This window comes from Sphaerotilus sulfidivorans, assembly GCF_013426975.1.
GTDB classification, from domain to species: domain Bacteria; phylum Pseudomonadota; class Gammaproteobacteria; order Burkholderiales; family Burkholderiaceae_C; genus Sphaerotilus; species Sphaerotilus sulfidivorans.
Map to the genome: position 1 here is coordinate 112467 of NZ_JACCPY010000008.1, position 15720 is coordinate 128186.

A 15720-nucleotide genomic window follows, 5' to 3' on the forward strand; every position below is an offset into this window, starting at 1 on the left:
GGGCGACGACGGCTTCAGCCGTCCCACCTGTCAGGCACGATGCGGCTGGCCACCAGCGCCTGGCCGCTGGGTGCCAGCCGCTCGGCGCGGCTACCATGCAGCCAGACGCCGCGGCGGGCTGCCAGCTCGGCTGCATCCCATGCGGATGAGCCGCCTGTCGCGCGCGCTCCGGCGATCTGGCTCCACAGGCCGGCGATCCAGCCGGCCAGCACATCGCCGCTGCCGGGTGTGGCCAGCGCGGCATGGCCGCTGGCGTTGATCCAGGGCGCGTGATGTGGTTCAGGCCGGCCGATCAGCGTGCCCGAGCCCTTCAGCACCACCACCGCGCCGCTGCGCGCGGCCAGCTCGCGCACCGCGCGCAGCCGGTCGGCCTGCACCTCGGCGGTGCTGGAGCCGAGCAGGCGCGCGGCCTCCAGCGGATGCGGCGTCAGCAGCGTCGGTCGGCCCTGGGCGCCGCGCTGGCGCAGCGCCTGCATCAGTCGCGGATCAGCCGCCAGCGCGTTGAGCGCGTCGGCATCGAGCAGCAGCCGCCCGGCCTGCGCCAGCAGCGGCGCCAGCCGCGTGGCCACCGCCTCGCCGCCGCCGCAGCCGGCCACCACGGTGCTGGATGCCAGGCGCTCGTCCGCCGGGGTCGGCGCGAACATCAGTTCCGGATGCACCGGGTCCAAGCGCGGCGCGTGCTCGTTGAGCAGGTCGACCCAGACACGACCGGCGCCGGCCCCCAGCGCCGCGCGCCCGGCCAGCAGCGCCGCGCCGCCCATCGAGCTGGCGCCGCCGAGAATGCGCACGTCGCCGAAGCTGCCCTTGTGCTGCGCATGACGCCGTGCCGGCCACAGCGCCTGCAGCCCGGCCGCGCCTTGCAGCCAGGCTGCCGGAGCAGGAAAGTCCGGGTGCGCGAGCTGCACGCCGAGGTCGTCCCACCAGATCTCGCCGGCCTGGTCGCGGCCGTGTGCGGTCAGCAGGCCCGGAGCCAGCGACAGCAGCGCCAGCGTCCAGCGCGCCTGCACGCAGGCAGCGCCGACCTCGAGCGCGCCGGTGTCGCCAGGCAGGCCGGAGGGCAGGTCGACCGCCAGCACCGGCACGCCCGAGCCGTTGCACAGCCGGATCGCGTCGGCCACCGGACCGCTGGCCGGGCGCGCCAGGCCGCGGCCGAGCAGCGCGTCGATCACCAGGTCGGCGCCGTCGAGCGCCTGCGGCGCCAGCCCGGCGACGATGGCCACGCCGTCCAGCTCGGCCTGCCGGCGCGAGGCGGCGGCATCCGGCGGCCAGGCCTGGGCGCGTCCGTCGTCGCTGTTGCGGCCGATCACATGCAGCAGGACCTCGCGGCCGGCGCGGTGCAGGTGCAGCGCGGCCTCGAAGCCGTCGCCGCCGTTGTTGCCGTGGCCGGCCAGCACATGGATGCGGCGCGCATGCGGCGCCAGCGCCATCGCCAGCCGCGCCACCGCCCGGCCGGCGCGCTGCATCAGCGCGTGCGCCGGCAGCGCCTCGGCCGCCAGCGCATCCAGCGTGCGCGAGGCGGCCGCGTCATGCAGCGGCCAAGGGCCGGGCTGGCGATCCAGCCATTCGCGCAGCCGCACCGGCCGGTGGTCCGCAGGCAGGACGGGCAGGGCGCGGGCGGCGGTCGATGCGGTCATGGCAAGGGATCCGGATGGGGCAAAGGAGCACGGCAGGCTTGCGCGGCGGCCCAGCCTTCCGGCGTGACCACCGCGACGTCGAAGGCCCGTGCGCGCCGGGCCAGCCGCCGCAGCGCGTGGTCGCGGGTGATCAGCCAGGGCGTGCGCCGCGACACCGCCAGGTCGATGAAGCACTGGTCGTCGGGATCGGTGCAGCGCAGGCGCTGCGGGTGGGGCAGCGGGCCCGGCGCGCTGACCGGCTGCGCCAGCCGGGCGACCTCAACGCTGGCCGGCGCGTGCCGCTCGGCCCAGCGCATCAGCGTGGGCAGGTGCAGCAGCCGGTCGAGCACGTCGGTCAGCTCCTCCTGCATCGCCGGGCTGACGATCCAGCGCAGCCGCCCGGCCTCGATCGCCTCGCCGATCGCCAGCCCGCTGGCGTGCCGGAAGACCAGCCAGTCGAGCACGACATTGGTGTCGAGGATGACGTCGACCGCTTCGGTCGCTTCGGCTGCCTCGGGCGTCGCGGCGCTCATCGTGCGCTCTCCCGGGCAGGCTTCAGCGCGGCCTCGAGCTGCAGCGCCAGCGACAGCAGCCGGTCGTCGCGTCCGCCCAGGCTCCAGGCCATCAGGCCCACGGGCGCGCTGCCCGTCGCGTGGCAGGGCAGGCTGATCGCGCAGCCGTCGAGCAGGTTGACCACCGAGGGGTTGCGCAGCAGCCGCGCGTTGACCTCGAAGAAGGCGGCATCGTCGGCCAGCAGCGGCGCCAGCGGCGGCGGGATCATCGGCACCGTCGGCGACAGCACCGCGTCGAAGCCGGCCAGCGCGGCCGAAATGCGGCCGATCCAGTCGGCGCGTGCGGCGTGCAGCGCGGCCAGCGCCTCGGGCGTGATCGCCGCGCCGCGGCGGATGCGCGCGGCCACCCGCGGGTCGTAGCGCGCGCCGTCGCGCGCCAGCAGCTCGCGGTGCCAGGCCCAGCTCTCGGCGGCGGGCAGGCCGCCGTCCTGGGTCAGGCGCGGCAGCTCGTCGAGCAGCGGCAGGTCGATGAACTCGATCTGCGCGCCGGCCTGCGCGATCGTCTCCAGCGCGCGTTCGAAGGCGGCAGCGACCGGCGCCTCCAGCGCGTCGAGCATCAGCGTGCGCACCACCGCGAGCCGGCGCGCGGCCAGCGGCACCGCGTCCAGGCGCACGATGCGGGCGGCGAGGATCTCGTGCAGCAGCACCGCGTCGCGCACGCTGCGGGTGATCGCGCAGACGGTGTCGAGGCTGGGCGCCAGCGGGATGCTGCCCGCGGCGGGTGTCAGCGCCTGGGTGTTCTTGAAGCCGACCAGGCCGTGCAGCGCCGCCGGGATGCGGATCGAGCCGCCGGTGTCGCTGCCCAGCGCCGCCACCGCCGCGCCTGCGGCCACCGAGACCGCGCCGCCCGAACTCGAGCCGCCGGGCACGCCGGCCGGTGCGGCCGGATCGAGCGCGGCCATCGCCACGTTGGCCGGCGTGCCGTGGTGCGGGTTGATGCCGACGCCGGAGAAGGCGAACTCGGTCATCTGCGTGCGGCCGATCAGCGCCGCGCCGGCCGCGCGCAGCCGTGCCACTGCGGGGGCGTCTACCGTGGCCGGGGGCTGGTCCGCCAGCACGACCGAGCCGGCGCTCGTCACCTGGCCGGCGATGTAGTAGAGGTCCTTGATGCTGACCGGCAGCCCGGCGAGTGCGCCTGCGGGCGCAGCGGCCGCGGTGCGGGCGCCCTGTTCGTCGATCGAGACGAAGGCGTGTGCGCAGCGCGGCGAGCGGGCCGCGGCCAGGGCTTGGTCGAGCAGCGTCAGGGCATCGGTGCTGCCTTCGTCGAGCTGCTTGCGCAGCGTGTGCAGGTCGGGGGTGTGCAAGGCTTGCTATACTCTCGGGGTTTGTCCGGTGCCGCGTCGAGTCGCGGCGTCTTCCCGACGCGTGGTGCGCCGGGAGCCGACCCCGGTGTTCGGGACGGATGAATCAATCCCGGATCCGACTGGCTGAAGGTGTTGCAGCGAGCTGCGCCCGTGCGGTGCGTCTCGCCTGCGATCCGAGTCGGATTCTAGATCCAACCTTTCAGGAGTGATCTCATGTCCTTCACGATGCGCGACATGCTCGAAGCAGGCGTCCACTTCGGCCACCAGACCCGTTTCTGGAACCCGAAGATGGCTCCGTACATCTTCGGCCATCGCAACAAGATCCACATCATCAACCTCGAGAAGACCGTTCCGCTCTTCGAGGAAGCCACCAAGTTCGCTCGCCAGCTGGCGGCCAAGCGCGGCACCATCCTGTTCGTCGGCACCAAGCGCCAGGCGCGCGAGATCGTCGCCGAGGAAGCTGCCCGCGCCGGCATGCCCTTCGTCGACCAGCGCTGGCTGGGCGGCATGCTGACCAACTTCAAGACCGTCAAGGGTTCGCTGAAGAAGCTCAAGGACATGCAGGCCCAGGTCGAGGCCGGCCTGGAGTCGATGAACAAGAAGGAAGGCCTGCTGTTCCAGCGCGAGCTGGCCAAGCTGGAAAAGGACATCGGTGGCATCCAGGACATGGCTGCTCTGCCTGACGCGCTGTTCGTGATCGACGTGGGCTTCCACAAGATCGCCATCGCCGAAGCCAAGAAGCTGGGCATCCCGGTCATCGGCGTGGTCGACACCAACCACAACCCGGACGGCATCGACTATGTCATCCCCGGCAACGACGACTCGGCCAAGGCCGTGGCGCTGTATGCCCGCGTGATGGCTGACGCCGTCCTGGAAGGCAAGAACAACGCCGTCAACGAAGTCGTCGAGGCCGTCGCCGGCGCCGACGAATTCGTCGAGGTCAGCGACGCCGCCTGAGTCCCCGCGACTCGGCTTGCAAGGGGCTGATTCAGCCCCTTTTTTTCAGGTTCAAGTTTCAGGTTTAGGAGAGTTTCAATGGCTGCGATTACCGCCAAGATGGTTGCCGATCTGCGCGCGAAGACCGACGCGCCGATGATGGAGTGCAAGAAGGCCCTGACCGAAGCCGACGGCGACATCGTCCGCGCGGAAGAGATCCTGCGCGTCAAGCTGGGCAACAAGGCCGGCAAGGCCGCCTCGCGCGTGACCGCCGAAGGCGTCATCGCCGCGGCCGTCAACGGCTCGACCGGCGCGATGGTGGAAGTCAACTGCGAGACCGACTTCGTCTCGAAGAACGAGATCTTCCTGTCCTTCGTGCAGTCGTGCGCCAACCTGGTGGCCGAGCACAACCCGGCCGACGTGGCCGCGCTGTCGGCCCTGCCGCTGGCGATGGAAGACTTCGGCCCGACGGTCGAGGACGTGCGCAAGGGCCTGATCGGCAAGATCGGCGAGAACATGTCGATCCGCCGCTTCAAGCGCTACGAGGGCGGCGGTGCGCTGGCCCACTACCTGCACGGCGTGCGCATCGGCGTGATCGTCGAGTACACCGGTGACGCCGTCGCCGCCAAGGACGCCGCGATGCACATCGCCGCGATGAAGCCGGCGGCGCTGTCGTCGGCCGAAGTCTCGGCCGAGCTGGTCGAGAAGGAGCGCAAGATCGCTGCCGAGAAGGCCGCCGAGTCGGGCAAGCCGGCCGAGATCGTCGCCAAGATGGTCGAAGGCTCGGTGCAGAAGTTCCTGAAGGAAGTCTCGCTGCTGGACCAGGTCTTCGTGAAGGCCGCCGACGGCAAGCAGACCGTGGGTGCCTACCTGAAGAGCGCCGGCACCTCGCTGGCCGGCTTCACGATGTTCGTCGTCGGCGAAGGCATCGAGAAGAAGCAGGACGACTTCGCCGCCGAAGTGGCCGCGCAGGTCGCCGCTGCCAGCAAGTCGGCCTGATTCCGGCCTGACTCCGGTCGAGGCGCGTGGTGCGATGGCGTCCCGCGTCTCGGCTGGCCTAAACTCGCGAGATCGTTTTTTCCGCTTATATCGAGGTCACTGCATGCCCGCATACAAACGCATCCTTCTGAAGCTCTCCGGCGAGGCCCTGATGGGCGATGACGCCTATGGCATCAACCGCGCGACCATCGTGCGCATGGTGCGCGAGGTGCAGGAAGTGACGGCGCTCGGATGCGAGGTGGCGGTGGTGATCGGCGGCGGAAACATCTTCCGCGGCGTGGCCGGCGGTGCGGTGGGCATGGACCGCGCCACCGCCGACTACATGGGCATGCTCGCCACCGTGATGAACTCGCTCGCGCTGGCCGACACGATGCGCCAGGAAGGCATGACCGCGCGCGTCATGTCGGCGCTGAGCATCGACCAGGTGGTCGAGCCCTATGTGCGCCCGAAGGCGCTGCAATACCTCGAAGAAGGCAAGGTGGTCGTCTTCGCCGGCGGCACCGGCAACCCCTTCTTCACCACCGACACGGCCGCCGCGCTGCGCGGCGCCGAGATCGGCGCGCAGATCATGCTGAAGGCGACCAAGGTCGACGGCGTCTACACCGCCGATCCGAAGAAGGATCCGACGGCGACCCGCTACGCGACCCTGACCTTCGACGAGGCGATCGGCCGCAACCTGGCCGTGCTGGACGCGACCGCGTTCGCGCTGTGCCGCGACCAGAAGCTGCCGATCAAGGTCTTCTCGATCTTCAAGCCGGGCGCCCTGAAGCGGGTGGTGCTGGGCGAGGACGAGGGCACCCTGGTCCACGTCTGATCCTGGGCCGCCATCCGGGTCCGCCGTCCAGAGTCTCAGGAGCAAAACGATGAGCATTGCCGACATCAAGAAGAACGCCGATGCCAAGATGGCCAAGTCCATCGAGGCCTTCAAGAACGAACTGCAGAAGATCCGCACCGGCCGCGCCCACCCGGGCATCCTGGACCAGGTGCAGGTCGAGTACTACGGCTCGATGCTGCCGATCAGCCAGGTCGCCAACGTCTCGCTGATCGACGCGCGCACCATCAGCGTGCAGCCCTGGGAAAAGGGCATGGGCGCCAAGATCGAGAAGGCGATCCGCGAGTCCGATCTGGGCCTGAACCCGTCCTCGCTGGGCGACCTGATCCGCGTGCCGCTGCCCGCGCTGACCGAGGAGCGCCGCAAGGAGCTGACCAAGGTGGTGCGCAACGCCGGCGAAGACGCCCGCGTGGCGGTGCGCAATCTGCGCCGCGATGCCAACGACCAGGCCAAGAAGCTGCTGAAGGACAAGCTGATCTCCGAGGACGACGAGCGCCGCTCCAACGACGACATCCAGAAGCTGACCGACCGCACGATCGCCGAGATCGACAAGCTGGTCCAGGCCAAGGAAGCCGAGGTCATGGCGGTCTGACGCGATGGCTGCAGCCCCGAAGTCCGCGAAGCCGGCCGTGCCGCGGCACATCGCCATCGTCATGGATGGCAACGGCCGCTGGGCCAACAAGCGCTTCATGCCGCGCATCGTCGGCCACAAGTACGGGGTCGACTCGCTGATCCGCGCGATCAACGCCTGTGCCGACCGCGGCGTCGAGTACCTGACGGTCTTCGCCTTCTCGTCGGAGAACTGGAAGCGCCCCGACGAGGAGGTCTCCGGCCTGATGAACCTGGTGCTGACCGCGGTGGCGACCTACCTGACGCGGCTGTCCGACCTGGGGGTGCGCATCCGCATCATCGGCGACCGGGCCGCGGTGTCGGAGAAGGTGCGCGCGGCCTGGGAGCATGCCGAGCGCAGCACCGAGGCCAACACCCGCATCACGCTGTCGGTGGCCTTCAACTACGGCGGCCGCTGGGACATCGTGCAGGCGGTGCGCCAGGTGGTGGCCTCCGGGGTGCAGGCCGATCAGGTCGACGAGGCGCTGCTGTCGCGCCACATGGCGATGGCCTATGCGCCCGATCCGGACCTGTTCATCCGCACCGGCGGCGAGGTGCGCATCTCGAACTTCCTGCTCTGGCAGATCGCCTACTCGGAGTTCCACTTCACCGACTGCCTCTGGCCAGACTTCGACGAGCGCGAGATCGACCGCGCCATCGCGGCCTTCGCCTCGCGCGATCGTCGCTACGGCGGGGTGAAGACCGACATCTCCGCCTCCGGCGAGAAGATCACGCTGGCCCCCGACGCCTGAGTCCCGGCGCCAGTCCCGACCCTCCGACACTGTCGCTTTCCGCATGCTCAAGCAGCGCATCATCACCGCAGTCCTCATGCTGCTGGTGCTTCTTCCGGCGCTGTTTGCGCAGGCTCCATGGCCCTTCGCGCTGCTGACCCTGGTGATGATCGCCGCGGCCGGCTGGGAGTGGTTCCGTCTCAATGGCGCGCCCGGCGTCCCGGCGCTGGCCGGTGGTGCGGTGGTGGCGGCCGGTTCGGCCGCGATGTGGCAGATCGGCTGGATCGGCCACAGTCCCGGCGTGCTCTGGCAGCTGGCGCTGCTGCTCTGGGTGCTGGGCGGCGCCTGGGTGCTGCATCGGGGGGTCGCCGCCTGGCCACAGGCGCCGTCGCTGCTGCGCCTGGCCGGTGGCGTGCTGCTGCTGTGGCTGGCCTGGCTGGCGATCGCCGAGGGGCGCGCGCGTGGCCTGAACTTCCTGCTGTCGGTCTTCTGCCTGGTCTGGATGGCCGACATCGCCGCCTATTTCAGCGGCCGCGCCTTCGGCCGGCGCAAGCTCGCGCCCGCCATCAGTCCCGGCAAGAGCTGGGAGGGCGTCTGGGGCGGCATGGCCGGCGTGCTGGCGCTGGCGCTGGCCTGGATCGCCTTCGACCGTCAGGGTCTGGCCGACGGGCCGAGTCTGTACACGCTGCTGCTGCAGCGTGGCGGCCCGCTGGGCCTGATCGTCTCCTGCCTGTTCCTGGCCGCGCTGAGCGTGGTCGGCGACCTGTTCGAATCCCTGGTCAAGCGCAGTGCCGGCGCCAAGGACAGCAGTGCGCTGCTGCCTGGCCACGGCGGCGTGCTCGACCGCATCGATGCCCTGCTGCCGGTGTGTCCGCTGGCGCTTGCCCTGATCTCCGCATGACCGCATCCCTGAACGCTCCGGCTGCTCCGGCGGGCGCACCGCGCCACCGCGTCACCGTGCTCGGCTCGACCGGCTCGATCGGCACGAACACGCTCGACGTGCTGGCCCGTCATCCCGACCGCTACGAGGTCTTCGCGCTGAGCGCGCACAGCCGTGTCGACGAGCTGGCGGCGCAGTGCGCGCGCTGGCGTCCGCGCTTCGCGGTGATGCCCACGGCCGAGCTGGGCCGCGCGCTCTCCGAGCGCCTGCGCGCCGAGGGTCTGCCGACCGAGGTGCTGACCGGCGCGGCCGCGCTCGAGCAGGTGGCGGCGCACCCGGAGGTCGACAGCGTGATGGCGGCCATCGTCGGCGCGGCCGGCCTGCCGCCGTGTCTGGCGGCGGCGCAGGCGGGCAAGCGGCTGCTGCTGGCCAACAAGGAGGCGCTGGTCGTCGGCGGCCAGCTCTTCATGGACGCGGTGCGCGCGGGCGGCGCCACGCTGCTGCCGATCGACAGCGAGCATTCGGCGATCTTCCAGTGCCTGCCCGAGGACCGCAGCACCTGGGGCCAGCGCATCGACCACATCGTGCTGACCGCCTCGGGCGGTCCGTTCCGCCAGCGCGATCCGGCGAGCCTGCGCGAGGTCACGCCCGAGCAGGCCTGCGCGCATCCGAACTGGGTGATGGGCCGCAAGATCTCGGTCGACTCGGCCACGATGATGAACAAGGCGCTCGAGGTGATCGAGGCGCGCTGGCTCTTCGACCTCCAGCCGCGGCAGGTGAGGGTGGTGATCCACCCGCAGAGCATCATCCACTCGATGGTGGTCTGTCGCGACCGCTCGGTGCTGGCGCAGCTGGGCACGCCCGACATGCGTGTCCCGATCGCCTACGGCCTGTCCTGGCCGGAGCGCATCGAGTCCGGTGCCGAGCTGCTCGACTTCCTGGCGCTGAAGGCGCTGACCTTCGAGGAGGCCGACGCGGCGCGATTCCCCGGCCTGCAGCTGGCCTGGACGGCGCTGGAGGCCGCGCCTGGCAGCACCGCGGTGCTCAATGCCGCCAACGAGATCGCGGTCGAGGCCTTCCTGGCCGGGCGGCTGCGCTTCGACCGCATCCCTGCGGTCAATGCCGGCACGCTGGAGTCGCTGTCGATTCCCGCCGGAGCGGCCGGTTCGCTCGAGGGGCTGCTCGCGCTGGATGCGCAGGCCCGCCGCCATGCGACTGAACTCGTCGCCCGTCTGGGCGTCTGAGTCCGCATGAACACCCTGATCGCCTTTCTCGTCACGCTCGGCGTGCTGATCGTCGTCCATGAATGGGGCCACTACCGGGTGGCGCGTGCGTGCGGCGTCAAGGTCCTGCGCTTCTCGATCGGCTTCGGCAAGACGATCTGGACACGTCGCATCGGCGAGACCGAGTGGGCGGTGAGCTGGCTGCCGCTGGGCGGCTATGTGCGCATGCTCGACGAGCGCGAGGGCCCGGTGGCGCCGCATGAGCTCGACCGCGCCTTCAACCGCAAGTCGCTGCGCCAGCGCGCCGCCATCGTCGCGGCTGGACCGCTGGCCAATCTGGTGCTGGCGGTGCTGCTGTATGCGGCCTCGTCGTGGATCGGCACCCAGGAGCCGCGCGCGGTGCTGGGTACGCCGCCCTCCGGCAGCGTGGCCGCGCAGGCCGGACTGCAGGCCGGCGACTGGGCCCGGCGCTGGTCCGTCGAAGGCAGCGGCGAGTGGCAGGAGGTGGATTCGCTGATTGACCTGCGCTGGCAGGCCACCCGCGCCGCGCTCGATGGCCACGATCTGCGCCTGGAGCTGACCCGCGCCGACGGCGGCGGTCGCCATGAGCGCCTGCTGCCGCTGGCCGCGCTGGAGGCCGGCGAGGCCGATGCCGCGCTGGTCCGGCGCATCGGCATCGGCGCGGCCTATTCCGAGCCGGTCATCGGCGAGCTGGTGCCCGCCGGCCCGGCCGAGCGGGCCGGGCTGAGGCCGGGCGACCGGGTGCTGCGCGTCGATGCGCAGGAGATCGTCGACGCCGCCGCGCTGCGCGCGCTGATCCGCGAATCCGGCAGCCGCGGCGAGCCCGCGCCCCAGCAGTGGTGGGTCGAGCGCGATGGCCGACGCCTCGAGCTGACGGTGCAGCCGGCTCGGGTCGAGGAGCGCGGCCAGTCCTTCGGCCGCATCGAGGCGGTGGTCGGTGCCCGGCCGCAGACCGACCTGGTGCGGCTCGGCCTGGTCGACGGCCTGCTGCGCGGCGTCGAGCGCACCTGGGACATGGCGACGATGTCGCTGACCATGTTCGGTCGCATGATCACCGGCGACGCCTCGCTGAAGAACCTGAGCGGTCCGCTGACGATCGCCGACTATGCCGGCCAGTCGGCCGAGCTGGGGCTGGCCTATTACCTGGGCTTCCTGGCGGTGGTCAGCGTCAGTCTCGGGGTCCTGAACCTGCTGCCGCTGCCCATGCTCGACGGCGGGCACCTCCTGTATTATCTGATCGAGGGTGCCATCGGCCGCCCGATCCCCGAGGTGTGGATCGCGCGGCTGCAGCGCGGGGGCCTGATGGTGATCCTGCTGATGATGTCGCTCGCCCTGTACAACGACGTGGCCCGCTACCTGGGCCTGCACTGACCGCATGCGCGTACCCGCCTTCCTCCCCGTTTCCTCTCCCCGAGCCTGCGCCGTCGCGCTGATGGTGGCCGCAGCCTCGCTGCCGGCCCTGGCGGTGACGCCCTTCACGCTGAAGGACATCCGCGTCGAGGGCCTGCAGCGCACCGAGGCAGGCACGGTGTTCGCGTCGCTGCCCTTTCGCGTCGGCGACACCTACAGCGACGAGAAGGGCGCGGCCGCCCTGCGCGCGCTGTTCGCCACCGGCCTGTTCAAGGACGTGCGCATCGAGATCGAGGGCCAGGTCGCGGTCGTCGTCGTCGAGGAGCGCTCGGTCATCGGCAAGGTCGACTTCACCGGCACCAGCGAGTTCGACCGCGACACGCTGATCAAGGCGCTCAAGGACATCGGCGTCGGCGAGGGCCAGCCCTTCGACAAGGCGCTGGCCGACCGCGCCGAGCAGGAGCTCAAGCGCCAGTACCTGACCCGCAGCCTCTACGGCGCCGAGGTGGTCACCACCATCACCCCGGTCGACCGCAACCGGGTCAACGTGACCTTCGCGGTATCCGAGGGCGGCGTGGCGCGCATCCGCGAGATCCGCATCACCGGCAACGAGGCCTTCTCCGAGAGCACGCTGCTCGGTCAGCTCGACCTGAGCACCGGCGGCATGATGACCTGGTACACCAAGAGCGACCGCTACTCGCGGGCCAAGCTCAATGCCGACCTGGAGACCCTGCGCGCCTGGTACCTGAACCGCGGCTACCTCGAGTTCAACGTCGACTCGACCCAGGTCGCGATCTCGCCGGACAAGCAGGACATCTCGATCACCATCAACATCCGCGAGGGCCGGCGCTACATCGTCACCGGGGTCAAGCTCTCGGGCGACTATCTGGGCAAGGACGAGGAGTTCCGCTCGCTGGTGTCGATCCGGCCGGGCGAGCCCTACAAGGCCGAGGAGGTCGCCGCCACCCAGAAGGCCTTCTCGGACCGCTTCGGCCTGTTCGGCCATGCCTTCGCGCGGGTCGAGCTGGTGCCGCGCATCGATCGCGACACCGGTCGGGTCGAGGTCCAGCTCAATGCCGATCCGGGCCGGCGCGTCTATGTGCGCCGCATCAACGTCTCGGGCAACACCAAGACCCGCGACGAGGTCATCCGGCGCGAGTTCCGCCAGTTCGAGTCCGCCTGGTATGACGGCCAGCGCATCAAGCTCTCGCGCGACCGGGTCGACCGCCTGGGCTACTTCAGCGAGGTCGACATCGAGACGCAGGAGGTGCCCGGCACCGCCGACCAGGTCGACCTGACGATCAACGTCAAGGAAAAGCCCACCGGCAGCCTGATGGTCGGCGCGAACTTCTCCAGCGCCGACAAGCTGTCGCTGAGCGGCTCGATCAAGCAGGATAATGTCTTCGGCTCGGGCAACTATCTGGGCGTGGAGCTCAACACCAGCAAGTCCTCGCGCACCCTGGTGCTGTCCAGCGTCGATCCCTACTTCACCCGTGACGGCATCTCGCGCTCGCTCGACGTCTACTACCGCACCAACAAGCCGGTCAACAGCCAGGGCGAGTCCTACGAGCTGGTGACGCCGGGCGCCTCGGTGCGCTTCGGCGTGCCGTTCTCCGACTACGACACGGTGTTCTTCGGCATCGGCGCGGAGCGCACCACGATGCGCTCGGCCACCGCGCTGCCGGAGGCCTTCTACCGCTATCGCGCCACCTACGGCCGCTCCAGCACCTCCTATCCGCTGACGCTGGGCTGGCAGCGCGACGGCCGCGACAGCGCGCTGGTGCCCAACGAGGGCCGCTACCAGCGGGTCAACATCGAGTGGGCCGCCTTCGGCGACACCCGCTACCTGCGCAACAACTACCAGATCCAGCAGTACTTCCCGCTGAGCAAGAAGCTGACGCTGGGCCTGAACGCCGAGCTTGGCTATGCCAAGGGTCTGGGCGGGCGCGACTATCCGGTGTTCAAGAGCTTCTACGGCGGCGGCCTGGGCACGGTGCGCGCCTTCGACCAGAACTCGCTCGGCCCGGTCGACGTGACCGGCGCCTATCTGGGCGGAACCCAGCGCGTCAACCTCAACGGCGAGCTGTATTTTCCCTTCCCCGGCGTCGGCAACGATCGCACGCTGCGGATCTTCGGCTACTTCGACGCCGGCAATGTCTGGGGCGAGGACGAGACGCCGACGCTGGCCTCGTTCCGCGCGTCGGCCGGCCTCGGCCTGTCGTGGATCTCGCCGGTCGGCCCGCTCAAGCTCAGCTGGGGCCAGCCGGTGCGGAAGTTTCCGCAGGATAGAATCCAGCGCTTCCAGTTCCAGATCGGTACCGCATTCTGATGATGAATTCACACTTCCGCCCGATGATCGCCCGCCTGTCCGCCGCCGCAGCCGCTGCGGCTGCCGCGGTGGCCCTGCTTGCGGCGCCGGCCGGTGCGGTCGCTCAGGAGCTCAAGATCGGCTATGTCAACAGCGACCGCATGCTGCGCGACGCCGCGCCGGCCAAGGCCGCGCAGGCCAAGCTGGAGACCGAGTTCGGCCGCCGCGAGAAGGAGCTCAACGATGCCGCCGCGCGGCTGAAGGCCGCCGCCGACAAGTTCGAGAAGGATCAGGTCACGCTGGCCGAGGCCGAGCGTGCACGCCGCCAGCGCGATCTGGTCGAGCAGGAGCGCGACCTGCAGCGCAAGCGCCGCGAGTTCCAGGAAGACCTGAACCAGCGCAAGAACGAAGAGCTGGCCTCGGTGGTTGATCGCGCCAACAAGGTCATCAAGCAGATCTTCGACAGCGAGAAGTACGACCTGATCCTGCAGGATCCGGTCGTCTTCGCCGGTCCGCGCGTGGACATCACCGACAAGGTGATCAAGGCACTGAACGCCGCGCCGGCCAAGTGACGCCCGACTTCTCCGTGCGCCTGCACGAGCTGCAGGCGGGGCTCGGGGGAGAACTCGTCGCCGATGCCTCGGTGCCCGAACCGGGCGAGCGGCTGATCCGCCGCATCGGTCCGCTGCAGGGCGCCGACGCCGGCACGATCAGCTTTCTCGCCAATCCGCGCTATCGCGCCCAGCTGGCGGACACCGATGCCGGCTGCGTCATCGTGTCCGCCGCGACGCGCGACGCGGTGCGCCCGGGCTGCGTCGCGCTGGTCGTGCCCGACCCTTACCTGCATTTCGCACGGCTCACCCAGTGGTGGGCCGTGCGCACCCGTCCGGTCGCGCCGGCCGGCATTCACCCGAGCGCGGTGGTCGCGCCGGATGTGGTGCTGGGCGAGGGCGTCTCGGTCGGCGCGCAGGCGGTGATCGAGTCCGGTGCGGTCATCGGCGCCGGTGCGGTGATCGGGCCGCTGGGCTTCGTCGGCGCCGGCGTGCGGGTGGGCGAGCGCACCCGGCTGGCGCCGCGGGTCACGCTGATGCCCGGCACCCGCATCGGTGCGCGCTGCCTGCTGCACAGCGGCGTGGTGCTGGGCGCCGACGGCTTCGGCTTCGCGCCGGACCAGGGCCGCTGGGAGAAGATCGAGCAGCTCGGCGGCGTCGTCATCGGCGACGATGTCGAGATCGGCGCCAATACCTGCATCGACCGCGGTGCGCTCGACGACACCCTCATCGGCGCGGGCGTCAAGCTCGACAACCTGATCCAGATCGGCCACAACGTGCGCATCGGCGAGCACACCGCGATGGCGGGCTGCACCGGTGTGGCCGGCAGCACCCGCATCGGGCGCGGCTGCGCGATCGGCGGCGGCGCCAACATCCTGGGCCATCTGGAGATCGCCGACGGCGTGACCGTCTCGGCCACCAGCGTGGTCACGCACAGCCTGCGCAAGCCCGGCCACTACAGCGGGATCTTCCCGATCGACGACAACGCCTCCTGGGAGCGCAATGCCGCCACGCTGAGGCAGCTGCACAGCCTGCGCGACCGCATCCGCGCCCTCGAGAAGCAAAGCAAGACATCATGAGCACGACGAACCCGTCCGACGAGACCTCCGCCACGCCGCAGCGCACCCCGATCACGATGGACATCCATCAGATCATGAAGAAGCTGCCGCACCGCTACCCGATCCTGCTGGTGGACCGGGTGCTCGACATCGAGCTGCACAAGAGCATCCGCGCGGTCAAGAACATCACCTTCAACGAGCCGATCTTCACCGGCCACTTCCCGCGCCGGCCGGTCTTCCCGGGCGTGCTGATCCTGGAGGCGCTGGCGCAGACCTCGGCGCTGCTGTCCTTCACCTCGATGGGCGAGCAGCTGACCGACGACATGGTGGTCTACTTCGCCGGCATCGACGGTGCGCGCTTCAAGCGTCCGGTCGAGCCGGGCGACCAGCTCATCCTCGAGTCGACGGTCGACCGGGTGCGCGCCGGCATCTACAAGTACAGCGCCCGCGCCACCGTCGACGGCATGCTCGCCGCCGAGGCCGAGCTGATGTGCACGATGCGCCGCGTCGGCTGAAGTCCCCGGTTGCTCCGCTCATGACGCAGATCCATCCCACCGCGGTGGTCGACCCGGCGGCCCGGCTGCACGAGTCGGTCGTCGTCGGCCCCTACACGATCGTCGGTCCGCATGTCGAGATCGGCGCGGGCACCACCATCGGCCCGCACTGCGTGATCGAGGGTCACACGACCATCGGGCGCGACAACCGCATCTGGCAGTTCTGCTCGCTGGGCTCG

Annotated in this window: 15 protein-coding genes and 1 pseudogene; 13 read left to right on the top strand and 3 right to left on the bottom strand. The window is 70.4% G+C overall.

The features are described 5' to 3' along the window. Positions 1-14: 14 nt before the first annotated feature. Genes HZU84_RS07660 through HZU84_RS07670 form a run of 3 tightly spaced genes read right to left on the bottom strand, consistent with a single transcriptional unit; the run spans position 15 to position 3489 of the window. Positions 15-1634, bottom strand: a complete 1620-nt coding sequence (locus HZU84_RS07660) for an NAD(P)H-hydrate dehydratase (RefSeq protein ID WP_149503252.1) — start codon at positions 1632-1634, stop codon at positions 15-17. Then, positions 1631-2146, bottom strand: coding sequence for a PIN domain-containing protein (locus tag HZU84_RS07665; protein ID WP_149503253.1), 516 nt, complete (start codon positions 2144-2146; stop codon positions 1631-1633). The genes HZU84_RS07660 and HZU84_RS07665 overlap by 4 nt, the downstream gene beginning before the upstream one ends. Next, positions 2143-3489 (bottom strand): amidase, encoded by a 1347-nt coding sequence (locus HZU84_RS07670; RefSeq protein WP_149503254.1) that lies wholly within the window; start codon positions 3487-3489, stop codon positions 2143-2145. Before HZU84_RS07670 ends, HZU84_RS07665 begins: the two co-directional genes overlap by 4 nt. Before the next feature lie 213 nt (positions 3490-3702). Here HZU84_RS07670 and rpsB point away from each other — a divergent pair, with 213 nt between their 5' ends. The 13 genes and pseudogenes from rpsB to HZU84_RS07735 form a co-directional block, all read left to right on the top strand. After that, a complete protein-coding gene (gene rpsB / locus HZU84_RS07675; protein ID WP_149503255.1) occupies positions 3703-4446 on the top strand; it encodes a 30S ribosomal protein S2 in 744 nt (247 codons plus the stop codon). Positions 4447-4524: 78 nt separating this feature from the next. Further along, a complete protein-coding gene (gene tsf, locus HZU84_RS07680) occupies positions 4525-5424 on the top strand; it encodes a translation elongation factor Ts (protein WP_149503256.1) in 900 nt (299 codons plus the stop codon). Positions 5425-5527: 103 nt separating this feature from the next. After that, positions 5528-6238 carry a UMP kinase gene (gene pyrH / locus HZU84_RS07685; RefSeq protein ID WP_037477757.1) on the top strand — a complete coding sequence of 237 codons (711 nt, stop codon included), beginning with the start codon at positions 5528-5530 and terminating at the stop codon, positions 6236-6238. A gap of 49 nt (positions 6239-6287) precedes the next feature. Next, positions 6288-6848 (top strand): ribosome recycling factor, encoded by a 561-nt coding sequence (gene frr / locus HZU84_RS07690; protein WP_037477755.1) that lies wholly within the window; start codon positions 6288-6290, stop codon positions 6846-6848. Between the two features lie 4 nt (positions 6849-6852). Next, positions 6853-7617: a polyprenyl diphosphate synthase gene (gene uppS / locus HZU84_RS07695; RefSeq protein WP_149503257.1), complete on the top strand. Its 765-nt coding sequence runs from the start codon at positions 6853-6855 to the stop codon at positions 7615-7617. Positions 7618-7660: 43 nt separating this feature from the next. Beyond that, positions 7661-8497 (top strand): phosphatidate cytidylyltransferase, encoded by an 837-nt coding sequence (locus HZU84_RS07700; protein WP_149503258.1) that lies wholly within the window; start codon positions 7661-7663, stop codon positions 8495-8497. Continuing rightward, positions 8494-9720: a 1-deoxy-D-xylulose-5-phosphate reductoisomerase gene (gene ispC / locus HZU84_RS07705; protein WP_149503259.1), complete on the top strand. Its 1227-nt coding sequence runs from the start codon at positions 8494-8496 to the stop codon at positions 9718-9720. The genes HZU84_RS07700 and ispC overlap by 4 nt, the downstream gene beginning before the upstream one ends. A gap of 6 nt (positions 9721-9726) precedes the next feature. Beyond that, the gene (rseP, locus tag HZU84_RS07710; RefSeq protein WP_149503260.1) at positions 9727-11091 is read left to right on the top strand and encodes an RIP metalloprotease RseP; all 1365 of its coding nucleotides are present in this window, start codon (positions 9727-9729) and stop codon (positions 11089-11091) included. A 4-nt stretch (positions 11092-11095) separates the two neighbouring features. Then, a complete protein-coding gene (bamA, locus tag HZU84_RS07715) occupies positions 11096-13399 on the top strand; it encodes an outer membrane protein assembly factor BamA (RefSeq protein WP_149503261.1) in 2304 nt (767 codons plus the stop codon). Positions 13400-13422: 23 nt separating this feature from the next. Next, the gene (locus tag HZU84_RS07720; RefSeq protein WP_244954460.1) at positions 13423-13950 is read left to right on the top strand and encodes an OmpH/Skp family outer membrane protein; all 528 of its coding nucleotides are present in this window, start codon (positions 13423-13425) and stop codon (positions 13948-13950) included. Beyond that, entirely contained in the window at positions 13947-15008 is a 1062-nt protein-coding gene (gene lpxD, locus HZU84_RS07725) for a UDP-3-O-(3-hydroxymyristoyl)glucosamine N-acyltransferase (protein ID WP_149503263.1), read from the top strand. Before HZU84_RS07720 ends, lpxD begins: the two co-directional genes overlap by 4 nt. 56 nt (positions 15009-15064) lie before the next feature. Next, a complete protein-coding gene (fabZ, locus tag HZU84_RS07730; protein WP_149505196.1) occupies positions 15065-15502 on the top strand; it encodes a 3-hydroxyacyl-ACP dehydratase FabZ in 438 nt (145 codons plus the stop codon). Positions 15503-15522: 20 nt separating this feature from the next. Then, positions 15523-15720 (top strand): annotated as a pseudogene (locus HZU84_RS07735) (acyl-ACP--UDP-N-acetylglucosamine O-acyltransferase); the annotation flags it as partial.

Coding starts and splice junctions, on each gene's coding strand:
- pyrH (WP_037477757.1), top strand. CDS start 5,528: ATGCCCGCATACAAACGCATCCTTCTGAAGCTCTCCGGCGAGGCCCTG.
- fabZ (WP_149505196.1), top strand. CDS start 15,065: ATGGACATCCATCAGATCATGAAGAAGCTGCCGCACCGCTACCCGATC.
- bamA (WP_149503261.1), top strand. CDS start 11,096: ATGCGCGTACCCGCCTTCCTCCCCGTTTCCTCTCCCCGAGCCTGCGCC.
- rseP (WP_149503260.1), top strand. CDS start 9,727: ATGAACACCCTGATCGCCTTTCTCGTCACGCTCGGCGTGCTGATCGTC.
- rpsB (WP_149503255.1), top strand. CDS start 3,703: ATGTCCTTCACGATGCGCGACATGCTCGAAGCAGGCGTCCACTTCGGC.
- tsf (WP_149503256.1), top strand. CDS start 4,525: ATGGCTGCGATTACCGCCAAGATGGTTGCCGATCTGCGCGCGAAGACC.
- HZU84_RS07700 (WP_149503258.1), top strand. CDS start 7,661: ATGCTCAAGCAGCGCATCATCACCGCAGTCCTCATGCTGCTGGTGCTT.
- frr (WP_037477755.1), top strand. CDS start 6,288: ATGAGCATTGCCGACATCAAGAAGAACGCCGATGCCAAGATGGCCAAG.
- ispC (WP_149503259.1), top strand. CDS start 8,494: ATGACCGCATCCCTGAACGCTCCGGCTGCTCCGGCGGGCGCACCGCGC.
- HZU84_RS07665 (WP_149503253.1), bottom strand. CDS start 2,146: ATGAGCGCCGCGACGCCCGAGGCAGCCGAAGCGACCGAAGCGGTCGAC.
- uppS (WP_149503257.1), top strand. CDS start 6,853: ATGGCTGCAGCCCCGAAGTCCGCGAAGCCGGCCGTGCCGCGGCACATC.
- HZU84_RS07660 (WP_149503252.1), bottom strand. CDS start 1,634: ATGACCGCATCGACCGCCGCCCGCGCCCTGCCCGTCCTGCCTGCGGAC.
- HZU84_RS07720 (WP_244954460.1), top strand. CDS start 13,423: ATGATCGCCCGCCTGTCCGCCGCCGCAGCCGCTGCGGCTGCCGCGGTG.